The organism is Iodobacter sp. CM08, from assembly GCF_033446605.1.
Taxonomy (GTDB): domain Bacteria; phylum Pseudomonadota; class Gammaproteobacteria; order Burkholderiales; family Chitinibacteraceae; genus Iodobacter.
In genome coordinates this window covers 13,923-32,170 of the sequence record NZ_JAWQUO010000049.1, presented here as the reverse complement: position 1 = coordinate 32,170, position 18,248 = coordinate 13,923, and the positions used below count along the sequence as shown (strand labels likewise).

At 50.9% G+C, this 18,248-nt stretch carries 20 protein-coding genes; 18 read left to right on the top strand and 2 right to left on the bottom strand.

Translation table 11 applies throughout. The features are described from left to right. The first annotated feature begins 127 nt into the window (after positions 1–127). The 6 genes from R6242_RS19960 to R6242_RS19935 all read left to right on the top strand — a co-directional run bounded on the left by R6242_RS19960 (position 128) and on the right by R6242_RS19935 (position 7,962). Entirely contained in the window at positions 128–607 is a 480-nt protein-coding gene (locus tag R6242_RS19960) for a hypothetical protein (RefSeq protein ID WP_318430264.1), read from the top strand. 2 nt (positions 608–609) lie between these two features. Continuing rightward, on the top strand, positions 610–3,054 hold the full coding sequence (locus R6242_RS19955) for an acyl-CoA reductase (protein WP_318430263.1): 2,445 nt from the start codon (positions 610–612) through the stop codon (positions 3,052–3,054). A 240-nt stretch (positions 3,055–3,294) separates the two neighbouring features. Then, a complete protein-coding gene (locus R6242_RS19950) occupies positions 3,295–4,572 on the top strand; it encodes a phenylacetate--CoA ligase family protein (RefSeq protein WP_318430261.1) in 1,278 nt (425 codons plus the stop codon). Beyond that, positions 4,569–5,507, top strand: a complete 939-nt coding sequence (locus R6242_RS19945; protein WP_318430259.1) for a GNAT family N-acetyltransferase — start codon at positions 4,569–4,571, stop codon at positions 5,505–5,507. The genes R6242_RS19950 and R6242_RS19945 overlap by 4 nt, the downstream gene beginning before the upstream one ends. 485 nt (positions 5,508–5,992) lie before the next feature. Next, entirely contained in the window at positions 5,993–6,160 is a 168-nt protein-coding gene (locus R6242_RS19940; RefSeq protein ID WP_318430257.1) for a hypothetical protein, read from the top strand. Between the two features lie 419 nt (positions 6,161–6,579). Beyond that, positions 6,580–7,962, top strand: coding sequence for an amidohydrolase (locus R6242_RS19935; RefSeq protein WP_318430255.1), 1,383 nt, complete (start codon positions 6,580–6,582; stop codon positions 7,960–7,962). Positions 7,963–8,031: 69 nt separating this feature from the next. Here R6242_RS19935 and R6242_RS19930 read toward each other — a convergent pair whose 3' ends face one another. Continuing rightward, a complete protein-coding gene (locus tag R6242_RS19930) occupies positions 8,032–8,241 on the bottom strand; it encodes a hypothetical protein (protein WP_318430253.1) in 210 nt (69 codons plus the stop codon). 276 nt (positions 8,242–8,517) lie between these two features. Here R6242_RS19930 and fos point away from each other — a divergent pair, with 276 nt between their 5' ends. From fos to R6242_RS19870, 12 genes are all read left to right on the top strand, one after another. Beyond that, a complete protein-coding gene (gene fos / locus R6242_RS19925) occupies positions 8,518–8,916 on the top strand; it encodes a fosfomycin resistance glutathione transferase (RefSeq protein WP_318430252.1) in 399 nt (132 codons plus the stop codon). 294 nt (positions 8,917–9,210) lie between these two features. Then, on the top strand, positions 9,211–9,741 hold the full coding sequence (locus R6242_RS19920) for an isochorismatase family protein (protein ID WP_318430251.1): 531 nt from the start codon (positions 9,211–9,213) through the stop codon (positions 9,739–9,741). Positions 9,742–9,789: 48 nt separating this feature from the next. After that, positions 9,790–10,086, top strand: a complete 297-nt coding sequence (locus R6242_RS19915) for a hypothetical protein (protein ID WP_318430250.1) — start codon at positions 9,790–9,792, stop codon at positions 10,084–10,086. Between the two features lie 12 nt (positions 10,087–10,098). Then, positions 10,099–10,611 carry a GNAT family N-acetyltransferase gene (locus R6242_RS19910; RefSeq protein ID WP_318430249.1) on the top strand — a complete coding sequence of 171 codons (513 nt, stop codon included), beginning with the start codon at positions 10,099–10,101 and terminating at the stop codon, positions 10,609–10,611. 9 nt (positions 10,612–10,620) lie between these two features. Next, positions 10,621–10,944, top strand: a complete 324-nt coding sequence (locus R6242_RS19905) for a hypothetical protein (protein ID WP_318430247.1) — start codon at positions 10,621–10,623, stop codon at positions 10,942–10,944. Positions 10,945–11,112: 168 nt separating this feature from the next. Then, positions 11,113–11,670, top strand: a complete 558-nt coding sequence (locus R6242_RS19900) for a class IV adenylate cyclase (RefSeq protein WP_318430245.1) — start codon at positions 11,113–11,115, stop codon at positions 11,668–11,670. 142 nt (positions 11,671–11,812) lie between these two features. Next, positions 11,813–12,220: a VOC family protein gene (locus R6242_RS19895; protein WP_318430243.1), complete on the top strand. Its 408-nt coding sequence runs from the start codon at positions 11,813–11,815 to the stop codon at positions 12,218–12,220. 17 nt (positions 12,221–12,237) lie between these two features. Then, entirely contained in the window at positions 12,238–12,993 is a 756-nt protein-coding gene (locus tag R6242_RS19890; protein WP_318430241.1) for a pyridoxine 5'-phosphate synthase, read from the top strand. Between the two features lie 84 nt (positions 12,994–13,077). Beyond that, a complete protein-coding gene (locus tag R6242_RS19885) occupies positions 13,078–13,251 on the top strand; it encodes a hypothetical protein (RefSeq protein WP_293931741.1) in 174 nt (57 codons plus the stop codon). A gap of 81 nt (positions 13,252–13,332) precedes the next feature. Then, positions 13,333–14,568 carry an MFS transporter gene (locus R6242_RS19880; RefSeq protein ID WP_318430238.1) on the top strand — a complete coding sequence of 412 codons (1,236 nt, stop codon included), beginning with the start codon at positions 13,333–13,335 and terminating at the stop codon, positions 14,566–14,568. Positions 14,569–14,575: 7 nt separating this feature from the next. Further along, complete coding sequence (gene mnmC / locus R6242_RS19875) at positions 14,576–16,306, top strand: FAD-dependent 5-carboxymethylaminomethyl-2-thiouridine(34) oxidoreductase MnmC (protein ID WP_318430236.1); 1,731 nt, start codon at positions 14,576–14,578, stop codon at positions 16,304–16,306. A gap of 149 nt (positions 16,307–16,455) precedes the next feature. Further along, positions 16,456–16,743: a hypothetical protein gene (locus tag R6242_RS19870; protein WP_318430234.1), complete on the top strand. Its 288-nt coding sequence runs from the start codon at positions 16,456–16,458 to the stop codon at positions 16,741–16,743. Here the strand turns inward: R6242_RS19870 and R6242_RS19865 are convergent. Further along, positions 16,727–18,202, bottom strand: coding sequence for a PLP-dependent aminotransferase family protein (locus tag R6242_RS19865; protein ID WP_318430232.1), 1,476 nt, complete (start codon positions 18,200–18,202; stop codon positions 16,727–16,729). The two genes, R6242_RS19870 and R6242_RS19865, sit on opposite strands and share 17 nt — an antisense overlap. Between the last annotated feature and the right edge of the window lie 46 nt (positions 18,203–18,248).

Genomic DNA, 18,248 nt, shown 5'->3' with positions numbered 1-18,248 from the left:
AATAGCGGGTGAGTGGCCCGCTATTTGCTAGACTTATCCACAGTTGCTCCGATAAAAAGCAACGCTCGGCCCTGGGTCAAAATTCGATCGGCAGGGTGGGTCAAATTTCAATCGGCGTGAACAGGAAATGGGCTATCCAGCCCTAAAGCTGCACCCTGATTCATTGGTATTTCTGGGCGGTGGCTGGAAGACCCACGCCGACCAAGCCATCCCTAAAGCCATGCTGTATCAACGCTTGGGTGAGCAACTGGGCATTCCGGACGTGCGCTGCCGAGATGGCTATGGCGCGGTGGAACATCCGGTGCCCTATATCGAGTGCCCAAAGCATCACTTCCATATTCCCAGCTATGCACGCGCCTATATCCGCCACCCCGCAACTTTGAACACCCAGCCATACGGCACAAGAGGCTTTTTGCATTTTGTATCGCCCTACATCACATCCAGCCCCGCCCATAGCGTGATCATGAGTGATTTGGCCACCTTGCATCCAGGCCACGAATGCGGCTGCGGCATCGAAACCGACTGGTTTGAACTACTGGGACGCGCTGGCACCAGTAAAAACCGCAGCTGTGCACTGGCGGCATCTGAATTGATCAAGGAGTCTTAAGCATGTATCTCGTACAAGGTATCCTTATAAGCCAGACTGGGGCGGATGAAGCATTAGCGTCCTTACAAACACGGCTAGCAACGACGCTGGCACAGCAGCTGGATAACGAAACGGTATTGGCTTGTGCTGAAAGCTTTGCCCAATGGGTGCTGAACGATAGCGACGCGCTGGGCTTGGACACCGAAAACCGCACGGCGCTGCACGGCTTCTGCCAACGTGACGCCTTGGCAACTAAGCTAGCCCGAGAGTTAGGCGAAACGCCATTTTCGCTGCGCCGCATTGATTACTGTAGCCCGCACTTTGAAAGCTGGCGGCCTTTGGGGCTGGTGGTACATATCACGCCAGCCAATTCGTCCTTGCTGCCTTTCTTCGCCATGCTGGAAAGCTTACTGGTTGGCAATATCAATTGGCTACGCCCTAGCAGCAGCGATAACGGACGCACTGCTGCGTTGTTGGCAGCGTTCCTCAGCCATGACAGCACCGGCACATTGGCAGATTATCTTGCCGTATTACCTTGGCCCAATGCTGATCTGGCTCGCCTATTCAGCCGAGCTGATGCGGTGTCTGCTTGGGGTGGGGAAGCGGCACTGACGGCGATTCGGCAGCAGCTACCCGCCGGTTGCCGCTGGGTAGACTGGGGACACCGCATCAGCTTTGCGTATGTAGTGCCCAGCGCCGCAAGCGAAGCGCAGCTCGATGCCTTGGCCGATGAGGTTTGTCGCTTTGATCAACAGGCGTGTTCCAGCCCGCAATGCGTATTGGTTGATAGCGAAGACCCTGCCGTATTGCGGGAAGTGGGCGAACAGTTGGCCAAAGCACTCGCACGGCGTACCCAGCAATGGCCTGAATTAATTCCTAGCGAGCAAGAGTCTGCCGAGATCAGCACCCAGCTTGCGTTCGCACGGCTGGATCAAAGCTTCTCCGATGTGCGGGGGCATGTTTGGCAAGGTGAAGGCTGGCGGATTATTTGGGCACAAACAGCCGCCTTAGTGGCGTCGCCATTATTTCGTACCGTACAACTACGGCCAGTGCCGCGAGCACAGTTGGTGGAGACACTGCAAGCTTGGCGAACCCGGCTGCAAACCTGCGGCTTAGTGGCACATAACCATGATTTGGCGCAATTAGGCCAGATTTTGCTGGCCGCCGGTGTTAGCCGTGTGACACCGGTGAGTGCGATGCACGATGGGTATGAAGGCGAGCCGCACGATGGTGTATACGCCCTAGCGCGGCTAACGCGCCGGGTGTCGGTGAGCGTTGCGGCGGATAAGCTGCCAAAGCACGTCACGCTTGACCAGCCCCCAGCGGAGCCAAAAAGTTTGCTTGCACAGCCAATTATGGATAAGGCTGCTTTCCAGCAAACACCGATGACAGAAAATGCCCAATTGTTTTTCCGTAGTGGCGGCAGCAGCGGCAAGCCCAAGCTTGCGGGTTTTAGCTATCGCGATTATCACCGGCAAATGCAAGCTGCGGCAGATGGCTTGTTTGCGGCAGGCCTTGATCCGGCAAACGATCGAGTCATGAATTTGCTCTATGGCGGCAATTTGTATGGCGGTTTACTCAGCTTTTTTACCATTTTGGACAAATTGTCGGCGGTGCATTTCCCTATGGGTGGCCCGAGCAACGACGATTACAGCGAAATTGCCCAGCTAATTATCGACCAGCGCGTCAATACGCTGATTGGCATGCCCAGCACGATTCACCATTTGTTTGTGCGGGAAGAAGCCAGGCTGCGGGCTTACGGCGGCATCCAAAAAATCATGCTCGGCGGCGAGCACTTGAACCCGCAGCAACGTAAGTTTTTAGCCGGGTTCGGTGTATCGATGATCCGTTCCGCCATTTATGGCTCTGTTGATGCCGGCCCCTTAGGCCACAGCTGCGGTGATTCGCCCGATGGCGTATTCCACCTGATAACCGATACCCAGTGGCTGGAAATTGTGGATACCGAGCAAGACCAAGCCGTAGCGCCAGGTGTAACTGGCCGCTTGTTATTTACCTCTCGTGCACGCGAGGGGCAAGCGGTAACACGTTATGAGCTTGGTGATTTGGGCCGTTGGGTGGCGGGCCCGTGTAAATGTGGGCTGCCCGCGCCGCGATTCGAACTATGTGGCAGGCACGGCCAGTTACTACGAGTGGGAACCCTCTTCTTCAACCCTGCGCTCAATGCTGAGGCAATAGGCGTACCACTGCAGTTTTTAATTAACTACACCGCCAGCGGCAGAGAGCATTTGGTGGTACAGGTGGAGGGCGATGTTGAGCATGTCCGCCAGTATTTAAGCCAACACAGCGAGCTGGGGGAGGCGCTGAATAACGGGCTACTAGAGATGGAGGTGATCCATAAATTGTCGACGGATTTTCAACGCCATCCACAAAGTGGCAAAACACCGCTAGTGCTAGATCAGCGGCAGCCTGTATTAAGCAACACTGCCGAGCCAGCAGGCGCAGTTTAATTTGCCAGTGATGGGTGGTGTACAGCGCTTGGTTGGCTCCTCCACTGGGCAGCAATGCCCAGATGGAGAGTGCAAATCAGCTTAGACCCGCACCAGCCTTGGCTGTATCCCTTTAGAACAGACTCATCACAACAAGCTTTACGGCCTGTAAAAATGAGCGCAACAACAAGCCGCCACGTTACCCTTCTGCTGACAGATGCATGGGCAAAGTGAATAGACTGCTTGCAGGAAGCTATACAAATGACCCTTCTCATAGAACAGCTCGTGCAGTACGCACGCCAACATTCCCCTTTCTATGCAGCGCTGTACCGAGACATACCCCGCTCTGGCTGGCAACTCCACGACTTGCCGCTGATCGACCCTGCTTTGTATTGGCAGCAGTCACAAACATTATCGTCCTGGCCGGTACTGACTGGGCCCATCATTGACGGCCATGTTTTTCGAACTGGGGGATCAACCGGTGCTGGCAAGCTGTCGGTGTATTCCCGCGAGGAATGGCGTGATTTTGTGCATGCTTTTGGCCAAGGAATGGGCACGCAGCTAACCCCAAGCGATCGAGTGGCCAATTTGTTTTTTGCGGGCGATTTATACACCAGCTTCTTATTTATTCATGGGGCATTGGCGCACTCACCCGTGCCCGTCTGCGAATACCCTTTTACCGGTGCGGTCGAGACCACGCTACTGGCGGAGGCGATTGAAGCCCATCAAATCAACGTACTGGCTTGTGTGCCCGCCCAACTATTGCGTTTTGTCAGCCAATTGCTCGAGCGCGGACAAGTGCTCGCCAGCGTCACGCTGGTTCTGTATGGCGGCGAAAGCTTGTTTGAAGAGCAGCTGTCCATGCTGTCGCTGGCCTTGCCAAACGCCCGCTTCGCCTCGGTGGGCTGCGCCAGTGTTGATGCAGGCTTGATTGGCGCAAGCACACCGGATTGCCTATTGGGCGAGCACCATGTATTTGATGGTGATGCCCTAGTGGAAATCATCGATGAAACCACGGGTAAGCCTATTGAGGAGGAAGGCCAGACTGGTATATTGGTTGTGACCAATCTGCAACGGCGCTTGATGCCGCTGATTCGTTATCCAACTGGCGACTTGGCGGTTTGGTGTGAGCCAACCGATACCAAGCAACGCAAGTTTGCACTTCGTGGCCGCGCCAGTCAGGGATATCGTATTCGGCTGGGCACGCTCTCGCTATTTCCTGAGGAGATTGGTGGCATTGTGAAAGCGCATTTAGGCCCAGCGTCTTGGCAATTATTGCTGGCCCGCGCTAACGGTATGGATAGCTTGACTCTGCGGGTTGCGCCAGATGGCGGCTTAAGCAGCGCCGTAAAAGAAAAGCTTTATGCCGCGCTAATAGAGAAATACCCAGCAATGAATACCTTGTCACAGGAAGACCTGCTGCGCTTTGATATCGCTTACCACACGGCTCACAAGCTGACGCTTCATCCTCGCTCAGGCAAACTATTGCGGGTGGTGGACGAGCGCTCCTATGTGGTGCAAGCGGAGCGGCAAGCATGAACAAATGGAACAAATTTGCCGTTTCAGTCCGCAGTTTCGTGCCAGAAGATGCCAATAAAGTGAGCGCTCTGTTTCGCACGGTGTATGGCGACTGCTATGTGTATCCGGATGTTTATCTGCCCTCGATGATTTGCCGCAATAACGCACAACAGCGCTGGCATTCGGTTGTGGCCTGCATAAAAGACCAGATTGTTGGCCATGCCGTGCTGTGGGTGCATCAAGATTACCCAGATAGCGCCGAGCTGGCGCTCAATATTGTTCACCCCGACGCACGCGGCATGGGTATTGCCACAACGCTGGGGGCTTACCTAAGAGACTATGCGCGCGAATGCGGGCTGCGTACGTTAACCATCAAACAGGTATCGTCCCATGCACAAAGCCAGCGTTTGGCTCAGACGCTGGGTTTCCAAACCACCGGTTTGCTATTGGATTATGTGGCCTCCCCATTTGGCAACGAGTGGCGTGAAAGCGTGGTGCTGGGGTGCCTACCTTTGCAGCCCTCTCCTTTGCCAGCCTTACCGTGGCCATTATCCTGCCGAGATTGGCTTGGGCCTATCGAGCAAAATTTCGGCACACATTCCTTGATGGATTCCACTGCCGCCACCCCGATAGCTGTGGCTAGCCATGAGCATAGAATTGAGGTAACACTGACAGACCTACACCCCAACAACGTGGATGAAGTAGCGCAAATGCCTAAGAAGCGCCTGATTTATCTGCGGATGCGCCTAGACCAACATACGCCAGCGGCCATGCAACAACTGCGCCGCGCCGGTTTTGCATATGCCGGCTTTATGCCGGGGCCCGCTCAAGGGTGGTATGGCCTGATGCAGCGTGGCTACAAGGCACATAAGCTGGAATTATGCTGCCCAATCGCCAGAAAACTGTACCAAGGCAGCCTTAAACAGCATGCAGAAATTATGACGGATGCACGCTAGTCGCTTGTTTCAAAATTACCTTTACTTGGCGACTAAGCACCAAGTTGATTATGGCAATATGAAAGCATGTTTGGCTGGGTAGCAGCGTAATCCTATATGCAGGCCAATATCACTAGCACAGCCACGGCACGATTAAATCGATCACTCAGGAACTCAATCTTTCTAAATCAACACTAAAGGGCTGAATAGGCGATGCCGCTCACCAGAACTCTATTAGTCATAGCCTTTACCTTACAGTGTTTCATTTAGTTCTTTACGGTTCATCATCAAACAAAATAAGCTGCTATAGCCCGCCCAGCAAGGCTATAACAAGAGAACGACTACACACCACGGCCCAATCCAGCAAACCCATTCAGCATTGTCAAGCCGACTTATCTACTAAGGTTTTATTCATATTGATGAAAGCTGAGCAAGGTGGCAAGATAGGGCTTGGCAGTAAATATTGAATCCTTTCAATGCGCTACTTTCTGAAAAGGAGTTGAACCATGGGTTTGTGGCTAGCAATTGGAATAGGCACAGGAGCCGCCTTAGGCTCCGCATTTGATGCCTTAGCGCTGGGCTTTGGCTTTGGGGCCATTTTGGGTGCAGCATTTGGCGTTGTTTCCGACAAACGCGCCCTCGCAAAGAAAAACGCCCGATCACGTAGCCATTAATATTGTCGCCCACTGACGATATTTAAAAACCTAAGATCTGTAGATACACCGGCAATCCACAGCCGCTCTTGTACCTGTATCTACAGATAAGATCTCGCTCGTTTTAAGTAGATAAAGCATTACTGCTAACGGCTTAAGCACTTACTAACACGGCGTTAGCCAACTAAAAAATACGTAAAATTAAACGCCTAGGCCCTGTATTGCCCCCTACCCACGGGCGCATCCTTGTGGCTAATCGCGGCTCACTCAACGGGCATAAAGCCTGTAACAAAAACAGACTACAGTTAGTTTTTAGCCATAAAAACTACCCCACAGCCATCGTCTCAAGGGCATTAAATCAAGGCTTAACTCGGCAAAGATGGCAAGCCCCCTTATCCAAACGGCATGCACCACCGTTTCCAAATTCAAAAAGAACAACTATGAAATTACGCATCGCTCGAAAACTTATCCTGCTGCCGCTCAGCCTTGGTGTTTTTGCCCTCGCACCAACCTTTGCCAACGCACAAGACACAGCGGCAACTGAATCGGCCATTTCAGTCGAGCTACTTAGCAAAATAAATACCGCCATTGATGCCGACACACCACGCCTCACCACGATATTTAAAGACCTGCATCAGCACCCAGAAATCGCTTTTACCGAGACACGCACCGCCGCGATTGTGGCAAAAAACCTGCAGGAACTGGGCTTTAGTGTCACAGAAGGCATCGCCAAAACCGGCGTAGTAGGCGTGCTTAAAAATGGCCCAGGCCCAACCGTATGGTTTCGCGCCGATATGGATTCCAACTCGGTCAAAGAAGCCACTGGCCTCCCCTATGCCGCAGCCGCAAAGCAGCGATTAGCTGACGGCAGCGAAATTGATGTCATGCACGCCTGCGGCCACGACGCCCATGTAACTTGGCTGCTCGGCATGGCAAAAACAATGGCGGCACTTAAATCAGAGTGGTCCGGCACTTTGGTAGTTTACGCCCAGCCCGCCGAGGAAGTTGGCCTTGGTGCTCAAGCAATGGTTGACGATCAATTATGGCAGCGCGGCTTTCCAAAGCCTGACTTTGCTTTTGGCTCACATACCGCCCCTATCCCAGTCGGCGTAGTGGCCAGTGCGGCAGGCGTGAGGATGGCTGGCGTAGACCAGTTAGACATTATCTTCAAAGGCATTGGCGGCCACGGCTCCACGCCACAGATGACGATCGACCCCATTGTAATGTCTGCACAAGCGGTATTAGCCTATCAAACCGTAGTAAGCCGCACACTTGATCCACAAGCCGCAGCGGTGCTATCGGTTGGCTCAATAGAGGCGGGCCGAGATAATAACGTCATCCCAAGCTCAGCCACGCTCAAGCTAAACCTACGCTGGTTTACCCCTGACGTGCGTGAGCAGATGCTTAAACGTATCGACGAAATCAACCATGGCGTGGCGATAAGCGCCGGTGTAGCTGCAGACAAAATGCCAACTCGACATATGAAAGGCAACGCTGGCCCACTGGTCAACGATAAAGCGCTGGTGGCACGCATTAATCCATCCTTAGAAGCGCTGATGGGCAAAGGCAAAGTCATTCCACAACTTCCCGCCGTGATGGGCTCAGAAGACTTTCAAGAAGCATTCAAAGGAATGAATGTGCCTTACTCCTTTATGCTGGTTGGTGTAGCCCCTCCAGCCCTATTTGCTAAAGCACAAGCCGCAGGCCGGCCTTTTCCTTACTCCAACCATAATCCAGACTTTTTTGTAGACCTCGCAGCCATCCCGATTGGGGCAAAAATCAACACCACCGCCATTTTAAGCATTTTGGCCAAGCGCCCGTAACAGCCCTTTTTCCGTTGAGGAGGTCCCTCCTCGACGGCGGTTCCTAAAGCAACCGCGCTATCCCCTCGATCAATCCAAAGAAGCCCATAAATGCTGCGCCGCATAGGCTCGCCATGGACGCCATGCCTCTGCCCTAGTCAGCAGATCTTGGCAGCCATCTCCTTCTAGTAAAGCCCACGCTTTATTCAGTGCTTCATCCCCTGCTGGAAATGCATCGGCTTCACACATTTGCCGAATCCCAAGCCGCCGCCAGCGCCCGAATAGTGTAGCGATGGGCATAAGGCAGACCGCTTAAATCAGAAAATTGCAGCACCTCAGACCCTGGGAACACCCGACTTAAGCCCAAGCCACAGGCAGTTGGCAAGCCATGGCACAGCATTTTTATGGTTCTGCCAAAGCCGAGGCCCTGTTTGCACCTGATTCATTTATTTAAGCTAGCTAGCCAGCTAGACATAGCGGCGAATGGATCCCCAGCAGCAATTCGCCGCCATGCCGTAGACATTCTCACCCGTGTTTTGTACACTAGTCGTCAGCCAAATAATAAAAAGCGCAAGTATGCTGACAGGCTTAAATCATCTCACGCTGGCTGTAAGCGATCTAAACCGCTCGCTAAACTTCTACACCGCTATTATCGGCTTTAAGGGCCATGTAAAATGGGCCACTGGTGCCTACCTTAGTTTGGGCGATTTATGGCTCTGCCTAAGCCTTGACACCCCAAACCCAAGGCAAGATTACAGCCATATCGCCTTTAGCATTTCCCCACTGCATTTTTCTGCCTTTCAGCAGCGAGTACGTGAGCAAAATATAGCTGAATGGAAAAGCAATTCTAGCGAAGGTGATTCCATCTACCTGCTTGATCCTGACGGGCATCAATTAGAAGTGCATGTGGGAGACTTAGAGAGCCGCCTGAGTGCGCTGCAATTAAAACCCTATAAAGACTTAATCTGGCTTTAAGCAACCCGCCGCCACGATGGGCAAACTATGCATTTTTCTATTTCAACCGCGTGGCCTATTTTGCGGGACTTTAGATCCGATGGCTCAACATACACCGCATTTACACAGAAACCATCAGCAGAAACAAAGCCGCCATTGCACTTTGCACCCAATTGGGCATGCGCGAAGAAGGGCGATTTTTAGAACATCGCTACTTTAAAAAACAATGGTAGAACACCGTCATTCTGGCCATATTAAAAAGCGAGTGGCAAACCCAAAACGTCTAGACCTTACACCTTTTACAGGCCTACCCACATGCCAGACGCCCTGCTTATCGTTGACTTACAAACCGCCCTCTTTGCCCAAGCGCCCTATCCTCACGATTTAAATGGGGTGATTACACGGATTAATGAATTAGCCAAACGCGCGCGCAGTGCGGGGGTGCAGGTTATTTTTGTGCAGCACGAGGGGCAAGGCTTAGAGAATGGTAGTGCGGGTTGGCAAATAGATAGCCGTGTAAAAGTGGAAGCGGGGGATTTAAACATCCATAAAAACACCTCTGCGCCTTACGCCAGCACACCATTACAAGCGATCTTAAACCAGCATGGTGTAAAACAGCTGGCAATAGCGGGCTATTCCAGCGAATTTTGTATTGATTCCACCGTGCGCTGGTCAGCATCGCTGGGTTTTGAAGTGGTTTTGGTGTCAGACGGCCATTGTAGCCACGATAAGCCTCACTTAAGCGGGCAGCAAATTATTGAGCACCATAATGCCACCTTGCCAGCGATCAGCAGCTTGGGCGCAAAAATCACGGCAGCGCCTGCGGCCAGCCTATGGGCCCTATAAGGCAGGTGAAAATGCTTCGGCCCTTCACACCCCAACGGAGAAAGCAGCATGGAAGCACTTATTTTTATCTTTGCCCTATTGATTTACTACGAGTTACACAGCAGGCTTGCTCGGCTAGAAAAAAGAGCACGCGTGGCCGAACAAAAGCTCAGCCAGTTACGCATAGATTTGGGCTTAGCCAGCAAGCCAGATTTCGAGCCATCCGAGCAGGTTAAGCGACTAGCCAGTAATCCCAAAACCAAAATAGCGGCAATGAAAGCCTATCGTGAGCAAACAGGTGCCGAGTTACGGGAGGCAAAAGAGATCATTGAAGCGTTGGCGCAGCGCTCGCCACATTCACTTTAAAAGAGCAACCCTATGCTGCGGATTAGACAAGTCAGCCCCCATGAAACGCCTTTATTAGCGGGGCTGGTGGCTTTATTACAAGAGGGTGTGCAACACGGCGCATCCATCGGATTTTTAGCGCCGCTATCCGCCAGTGTGGCATTAGCCTATTGGCAAAATGTTTTACAAAGCCAAGGTCTAGTCCTTTGGGTTGCCGAGCAAGAAGGTAAAGTGATTGGCACTGCTCAATTGGATTTATGCGGCAAAGAAAACGGCCAGCATCGGGCCGAAGTGCAAAAACTAATCGTTTTAAAAGAATGCCGAGGCCAAGGCATTGCTAGCCAGCTGATGCAGCACATAGAGCAGTTTGCCCGCAGCCAAGGCCGCCATTTATTAATTCTGGACACACAAACCGGCTCTGCTGCGGAAATGCTCTACCAAAAACTGGGCTGGCAACGGGCGGGTGAAATCCCTAATTTTGCACTTAACCCAGCAGGGCGTTTATTCCCAACCTCCTTATATTTCAAGTTAATTACTCACCCATAAATAACGCTGTTGCATAAGGAAAAAACGCAATCATTTGTTTATAAAGCAATTATTTTATTTTTCTTAGCCGCATTAAGTGGCTGCACTCTGCTTGGTGCCGTCATTGGTAAGCAATTAGATGACCATAGAGAAAACCCAATATATGAAAATAAATTAGCCGCAGAAGGGCTCAATGTGGATGTTGAGCTTATTAAGGGAATAGTGAATAGCCCTAAAAAAGCGGAGCCATGGGAAGAAAAATCTCTATGCGAAATCAATATAGAAAAACGAGTTTGCTCCGCTAAAAGTGGCGAATGTTGGTGCGAAGCCGTTAATATCCCCATCCTTCCCTAGGGTCTGTTGACATTTCATTCACAATTGCGCTGAGCCGGAAAATGGCTAGGCACAAGGCATGCGACGAAGGCAATAACGAGTTATTGTCGAGGAGCATAACGCAGTGAATGGCCATTTTCCGGCTCAGCCCTTCGGGTTTGGCCCATTTTTGGGGCTGCACAGCCGTGAATGAAACGTCAACAGACCCTAGGGTATACATATCCAATGGCAAGAAATATTGAAATAAAAACGCGCATTGCGAACATTGCCGCACTGATCCCGATACTTGAATCACTTAGCCATACCGCCCCCATTGACATTAGCCAAGACGATACTTTCTTTGCCTGCGAGAATGGTCGCTTAAAACTGCGAGCATTTCCAGACGGCAGTGGCCAGCTTATTTTCTATCGCCGCGCCAATCAGCTTGGCCCTAAGGAGTCGTTTTATGTACTTTCCAGCACGGCAGCGCCGGATGCACTCAGGGAAGTGCTCGCTTATTCCAATGGCAAAATTGGCCGCGTAGAAAAACAACGCACCCTCTATCAATGTGGCCGTACCCGCGTGCACTTGGATCGCGTAAAAAATTTAGGTGATTTTTTAGAGCTAGAAGTGGTGCTGGTAGAAAACGAAACCGCAGCAAAGGGCCAAGCAGAAGCGCAGCAACTGATGGCAAAGCTAGGTATTCAAACAGAACAGCTGATTGAATGTGCTTATTTAGATTTGTTGGCAGCAAAAAACCACATGTAAATTCCCAACTACGCGGGGAAAATCAGCAAAATGTCAGCCATCAAAAAGCTGTTCTACGCAAAGCCCTTACATTAGCAGCGATTTTCTACATCCCCCCTATACTTCTTGCTGTAAAATCTTTCACTTAGCCGAGGGTGCAGCAATGAGCCGCAAGATTTATGTCAATCTAGCCGTGAAAAATATAGAAGAATCCATCGCGTTCTTTAGCCAGCTGGGCTTTAAGTTTAACCCGCAGTTTTCTGATAGCAGCGCCAGTTGCCTGATGATTTCAGATGATATTTTTGTCATGTTGCTGGGCGAAGAGCGGTTTCAGACTTTTACCCCAAAAATACTTTGCAACCCCCACACCCATACCGAAATGCTGCTTTGCCTATCCTGCGATAGCCGCGAAGAAGTAGACCAAATTGTTCGCTTAGCCGTTACGGCGGGCGGTGCAATTTATAACGAAGCACAAGATCATGGCTTTATGTATGCCCACGGCTTTCAAGATTTAGACGGGCATATCTGGGAATTGGTTTATATGGAAGCCGTGATGGGCTTAACGGCCTAGGCTTAATAAGGATGATAATGAGCTCCACCACACGCTGTGCACTTTCAATCAATGTCAACAAAGTAGCGCTACTGCGCAATACTCGCCATCTGGGTATACCTAGTGTAGTGAAAGCCGCTAAGCTATGTCTGCAAGCTGGCGCACAGGGCATCACCGTTCACCCTAGGCCCGATGCGCGCCATATTCGCAGCGACGATGTGAGCGATCTTGCGGCCCTGCTCAAAGCATGGCCGCATGCCGAGTACAATATCGAAGGCAATCCCACCCAAAATTTAATGGATTTTATCCGTGAATTTCGCCCGCATCAGGCCACCTTTGTGCCTGATGGCGAAGATCAATTCACCTCTAATTTTGGCTGGAGCCTACCGGAGGACATGGATAAACTACGCCCACTGATTGCCGAATGTAAGGCACTAGGGGTTAGAGTTAGCTTATTTATGGATCCAAACCCCGCCGCCATGCCTTTGGTGGCAGCGCTTGGCGCTGAGCGCATCGAGCTTTATACCGAAACTTACGCCAACGCCTACGGCGGCGAGCAAGAAGCCAGCGTACTAGCGAGTTTTACCGCCACAGCAGAGGCAGCGCTGGCAGCGGGGCTAGGCATTAACGCAGGCCACGATTTAAACTGTGACAACCTGACGCGCTTTTTACAAGCCGTGCCGGGTGTGCAAGAAGTATCCATCGGCCACGCCTTTATTGCCGATGCGCTGGAGCTGGGTTATACCCAAGCCGTGAATGCGTATCAGGCATGTATTGCTAAGGCTTACGATTAACTGCCGCTTATTATGAGTACGTGGGTATGGCTAGCCCATCACTCATGCAATATCGTTCAACCACCATATCCAATGAGTGCAATCATGAAAGCCACCCTAATCTGCCTAGCCCTTGCCCTAAGCGCATGTGGCCCCACCCCACAAAAAATTGCCGAACCACAGCGCGAAGCCCTAGATAAAGCCAAGGCAGTAGAGGGCGTTGTGCTAAAACAAGCCGCCGAGCAAGCCTCAGCGGCAGCGGCGGCCGAAACTAATTAGACCAAATGGGAATTCTTCTCTAGGCACGGCGGGCTAAAAACGCCAGACTGCTGCACTGCCCACCGACCATGCTTACATACAATGCCAGCTAAAATACTAATTACCCAATTGACTTGGCGCACGATGCTTCTGCCCTTAGCTTTGGTATTGTTTGAGTTTTCCACCTATATCGCTAACGATATGATTTTGCCTGGCATGTTAGCCGTTACGCGGGAATTTAATGCTGGGCCGCAATGGGTGCCCACTTCAATGACGGCCTATCTAGTAGGTGGTGCATCTTTACAATGGCTACTTGGCCCATTATCCGATCGAATTGGCCGCAGGCCGGTGATGCTGTCTGGTGTGGCGTTTTTTATTACCATGTGTTTACTCACCCTATTTACCCGCTCTATTGAGCAATTTATTGTTTTACGGGTATTTCAAGGCGTGGGCATGTGTTTTATTGGCGCGGTGGGCTATGCGCTGGTACAAGAATCCTTCGACGAAAAAACCGCCATTAAAGTAACCGCGCTCATGGCCAATGTCGCCATGATTGCCCCTTTATTGGGCCCACTAGCGGGCGCAGTGATGATGGAACTAGCGCCTTGGCGAATGATTTTTGTATTAATTGCGGCGGTGGCTTTTTTATCCTTTATTGGGCTTTGGTACGCGCTACCCAAAATTGCCCCCAATAAAAATCTATCCCCTTTTACTTATCGCGCGGTTTGGCAAGATTATAAAAACGTATTTAGTAATACGCACTTTTTAACCGGCGCACTGGCAATGGGCTTATGCAGTGTGCCATTGCTAACTTGGATTGGCATTTCGCCAGTTATCTTAATTGGCGATGCAGGCTTATCGCCGATTGAATTTGGTTACTGGCAAATCCCTGTGTTTGCCGCTTTGATTATTGGCAATTTCACCCTCGCAAAACTAAGCAATCACCTGCCTGTGCGCAGAATGATAGGTTTGGGCTTGATTCCTCAGGTGTTTGGCTTGAGTTTTTGCTTTATCGCTATGCTTTTCGCGCCTAGTCACTATATTTATCTGGTGATTGGCATTAGCTTCTACGCTTTTGGCTGTGGACTAGTCAATGCAGGTCTATTTAGGCTGGTACTGTTCTCTAGCAGTGTGAGCAAAGGCACGGTGGCCGCAGCCTTTGGCATGATCACCATGGGTGTCTATGGCCTAGGTATAGAGGGAATTAAAGCGGGGCACTTACTGGCTGGCAATCGCTTTTTTGCTAGCGCCCTACTTATCGTTGGTGGCGTGTTTATCTTTGCGTTGAAAAAATTTATGGATAAACATCAGCGCATTTCTAGCGCCGCCACTCACTAAGGCCGATATGGATTTTTTAGCCGCGCATGGCCTTCCTACACGTTGGCAAGACCAGCCGAGCTTCACTTTTTTGCAATGTGACTTTGCCAATGGGCAAGAATTTTTGCGAACATGGCAAGCGTGGCAAGCAGATCCAAAACGTAGCCAACGCTTACATTATTTGGCGTTTGTTAGCCAAACCACACTCCCTACCTGCCCGCATCCTGATTTGGCCGAGTTATACGCCGCCCTAGTACAAAGCTGGCCGGCATTATGCAAAGGCTTTCAGCGCCTTCATTTTGCGGCGGGGGATGTAATATTGACGCTAATCTGGGGCGACACGCTTAATCAATTACGCAGCGTTAGCGCCACAATCGATGCGTTTGATCTTAATGCAGCTATTAGCCCAGCACATTACAAAGCGCTGTGGCGGCTATCCAGCGCCAATACGCAACTGATTGCCTACAACAATGCCGACGCCGCCTTACAAAAAAGCAGTGGCTTTGCCATGGCCAAGCATGGGAATTATTACGCAGGGTTTTGCACTCGCCCCCCTATTGATAAATCTAACAAATACCCACATCAGGCACTCATTATTGGCGCGGGCTTGGCGGGCACTAGTATCGCTGAGCGCTTGGCTGCCCGTGGTTGGCTAGTCGATATCATCGATGCAGCGGCAGGCGTGGCAACGCAATCCTCTGGCAACCATGCGGGCTTATTTCACCCCAGCGCCAGCCGTGATGATAATTATTCAGCCAGGCTTAGCCGTATAGGCTGTGCAGAAACCCAGCAACATCTACAGCGCTTAAAGCAAGCGGGGCTTGAGGTTTTTTTTGGCAATGACGGTATCTTGCAAATTGCTAAAGACGACGCACAAGCCGCATTAATGCAAGAAATCGCTCTGCAATACCCTGCCGGTTTATTAAAATGGATCAGCCAAAACGATGCCCAGAAGCAGCTTGGCGCACGCCCAAGCCACGGCGGCTGGTGGTTTTCTCAGGGGGGCTGGGCCAATCCGGCCAGTGTTTGCCACGCCAATTTAGCCCGCTGGTCCAAGCAAATCACCATGCACTTTGGGCATAAAGTAGATCGCATTCATCATGCCGCAGACGGCTGGCAAGCCATTACCGCAGATGGCCGTGTTATTGCGTGCAGCCCTGTACTGATTATTGCGAATGCCACCGAAGCACTCGATTTACTGCCTGATTTAGAGTTGCCGCTTAGCAAAACGCTCAGAAGTACCAGTCTAATTGCAGATTTTGAGCATCCCAAATACAGCTTAAGTGGCTCAGGCTATTTAACTGCCGCTTTTCAAGGCTACCGCTGCATTGGCGCCGCCGAAGTAAAAGATAACGATTTAAACGCCGCAGCCGCCCATAATTTAGCGGAATTACACGCTTTACTACCTGATTTAGCCGCAAAAACAGCCAACAGTAGCCGCGCCTGTTATCGCCCCAACAGCCTAGATCGACTCCCCTTAGTAGGGGCCTTGCACGACCCACAAAACATCCCCGTGGCGCTACATCAGCTACATCAAATCCCTAGGCAAATAGGGCTATATGGCTTACTGGGATTAGGCTCACGCGGCCTCAGCTGGGCGATCATTGCCGCCGAAGTGCTGGCCTGCCAGCTTAATGGCGAGCCAGCCCCTATTGAGGCCGATTTGCTGCAAGCAATCGATCCCGCACGCTTCTTACTAAGAAAGCACCGCAGAAACTTAAACACGCTGTCGGCCACTTTGCCGCAAACTGAATCATAAGCACCCTAATTTGGCATAAATTGCGCCCACACCCCAGCCAACTTACCGGTCATGCTATTGAGTCGCCCGTCTGGCGGCTGAAGCCTCACTGAGCACTTACAAACATACAGCGCGGCCTATTCTGCAATTAACAATGTAGGAGGTTTATCATGCGCCGCATCATCCCCACCCTCATCTTTGGATTGTGCTTTATTCACGCCGAATCACGAGCAGATATCAATGACATTCTTGGCTTACAGCAAGCCATCAATGGCTTTTGTGGTGCACGCATGAATGTAATTTTAGTGGATGAATCACACACCAATCCGCCATGCCTGATGACCTACTCCGATGGCTGTGAAGAAGCTCAACCTAATAGCCCGCAAAGCTGCCTTGTGGTGATGAGCGAAGACAATGCCCAAGCAGATGAAGGCAAAGTGCTTAGCGTATCGTGGTAGCTTCACCAATCTGCTGCTGAACCAATTCACCCAAGCGCGCAATCGCCTGTTCGTGACGATCACTCCAAGGCTCATTACAGCAGATGCGTAAGCAATTACGATAGCTATGGCTTGGCGAAAACAAAGGGCCTGGGGTGAAACTAATCCCCTCCCTTAAAGCATGCTGAAGCAACAATAAAGTATCTACCGCTGCATTTAATTCAATCCAAAAAACATAGCCGCCTTGCGGAACATGCAAGCGAGTATCACTCGGGAAAAATCGCTCAATCGCTGCCACCGCCAACATCACCTGATCAAAGCAGGCTCGGCGCAAGCGACGCAAATGATGATCGTAGCCGCCACTTTCTAAAAACTTGGCAATGGTTCTTTGCAGCGGCATAGCGTTAGAAAAAGTATTAATAAATTTAAGTTGCTCTACTTTTTGATGATAACGCCCTGCCACCACCCAGCCAATTCTAAATCCCGGCGCTACAGTTTTAGTAAAAGAAGAAATTAGCATCACATTATCTTCTTTATCAAAAGCTTTAGCGGGCCGAGGCCTATCCCCTTTGTAATAAAACTCTCCGTATAAATCATCCTCAATTAAAGGAATATGCCGCTCAGCTAATAATTCCACCAAACGCTTTTTATTTTCATCCGGCATTAAACTGCCTAGCGGATTAGAAAAATTAGGCAGCAATACACAGGCTTTTACTTCGCCACTACGCGTGGCTAATTCCAGCGCCTCAATGGAGATGCCCGTTTGTGGGTGAGTAGGTATTTCTAGCGCTTTAAGCTGAAAGCTTTCTAAAATCTGCAATAGGCCAAAATAAGAAGGCGATTCAATCGCCACCACATCACCCGGCTGAGTCACCGCCCGTAAGCATAAATTAAGCGCTTCAATCGCGCCTTGGGTAATCAGTATTTCTTCCGCCTCAAATTGCCCGCCCCAATTTAATGCGCGGCGGGCAATTTGACGGCGTAATTCCACATCACCAGCGGGGCGGCCATAATCTGCAATTAATTCCGGCGAATGCCGAGTCACTTGGGCTAATAAACGCTGTAATTGCTGATTAGGGAAAAGTGCGGGGGCCAAAATGGCAAAGCCGAAATCAATTTTAATATCGTGTAAACGCGCCAAAGTAGCAGGCAGCCACAGAGGATCAATCACCACTTGCCGCGCTTGCTGCGGTGGCTGGGTTAGCTCTGGAGCAGAAAAACCATTGCGATGCTTTTGCACATAAAAGCCAGACTGAGGGCGTGCTTCAATTAAGCCACGGTCTTCTAGCTCGCGGTAAGCTTCCATCACGGTAGAGAGGCTAACTTGCCGCTGCGCGGATAGCTTTCGAATGGAGGGGAGTTTTTCGCCTAGCTGTAATACGCCAGATTGAATGGCCTGAGCCAATTCACCCGCCAATTGAAAATACAGCGTTTCAGTTTTGCGCCGTAGGCTGGCGTCAGGCAAAGAGAGATCAGTCATCACAAACTCCATAGATGACCTTACTATATCTTAGCCCGAGCAAGGA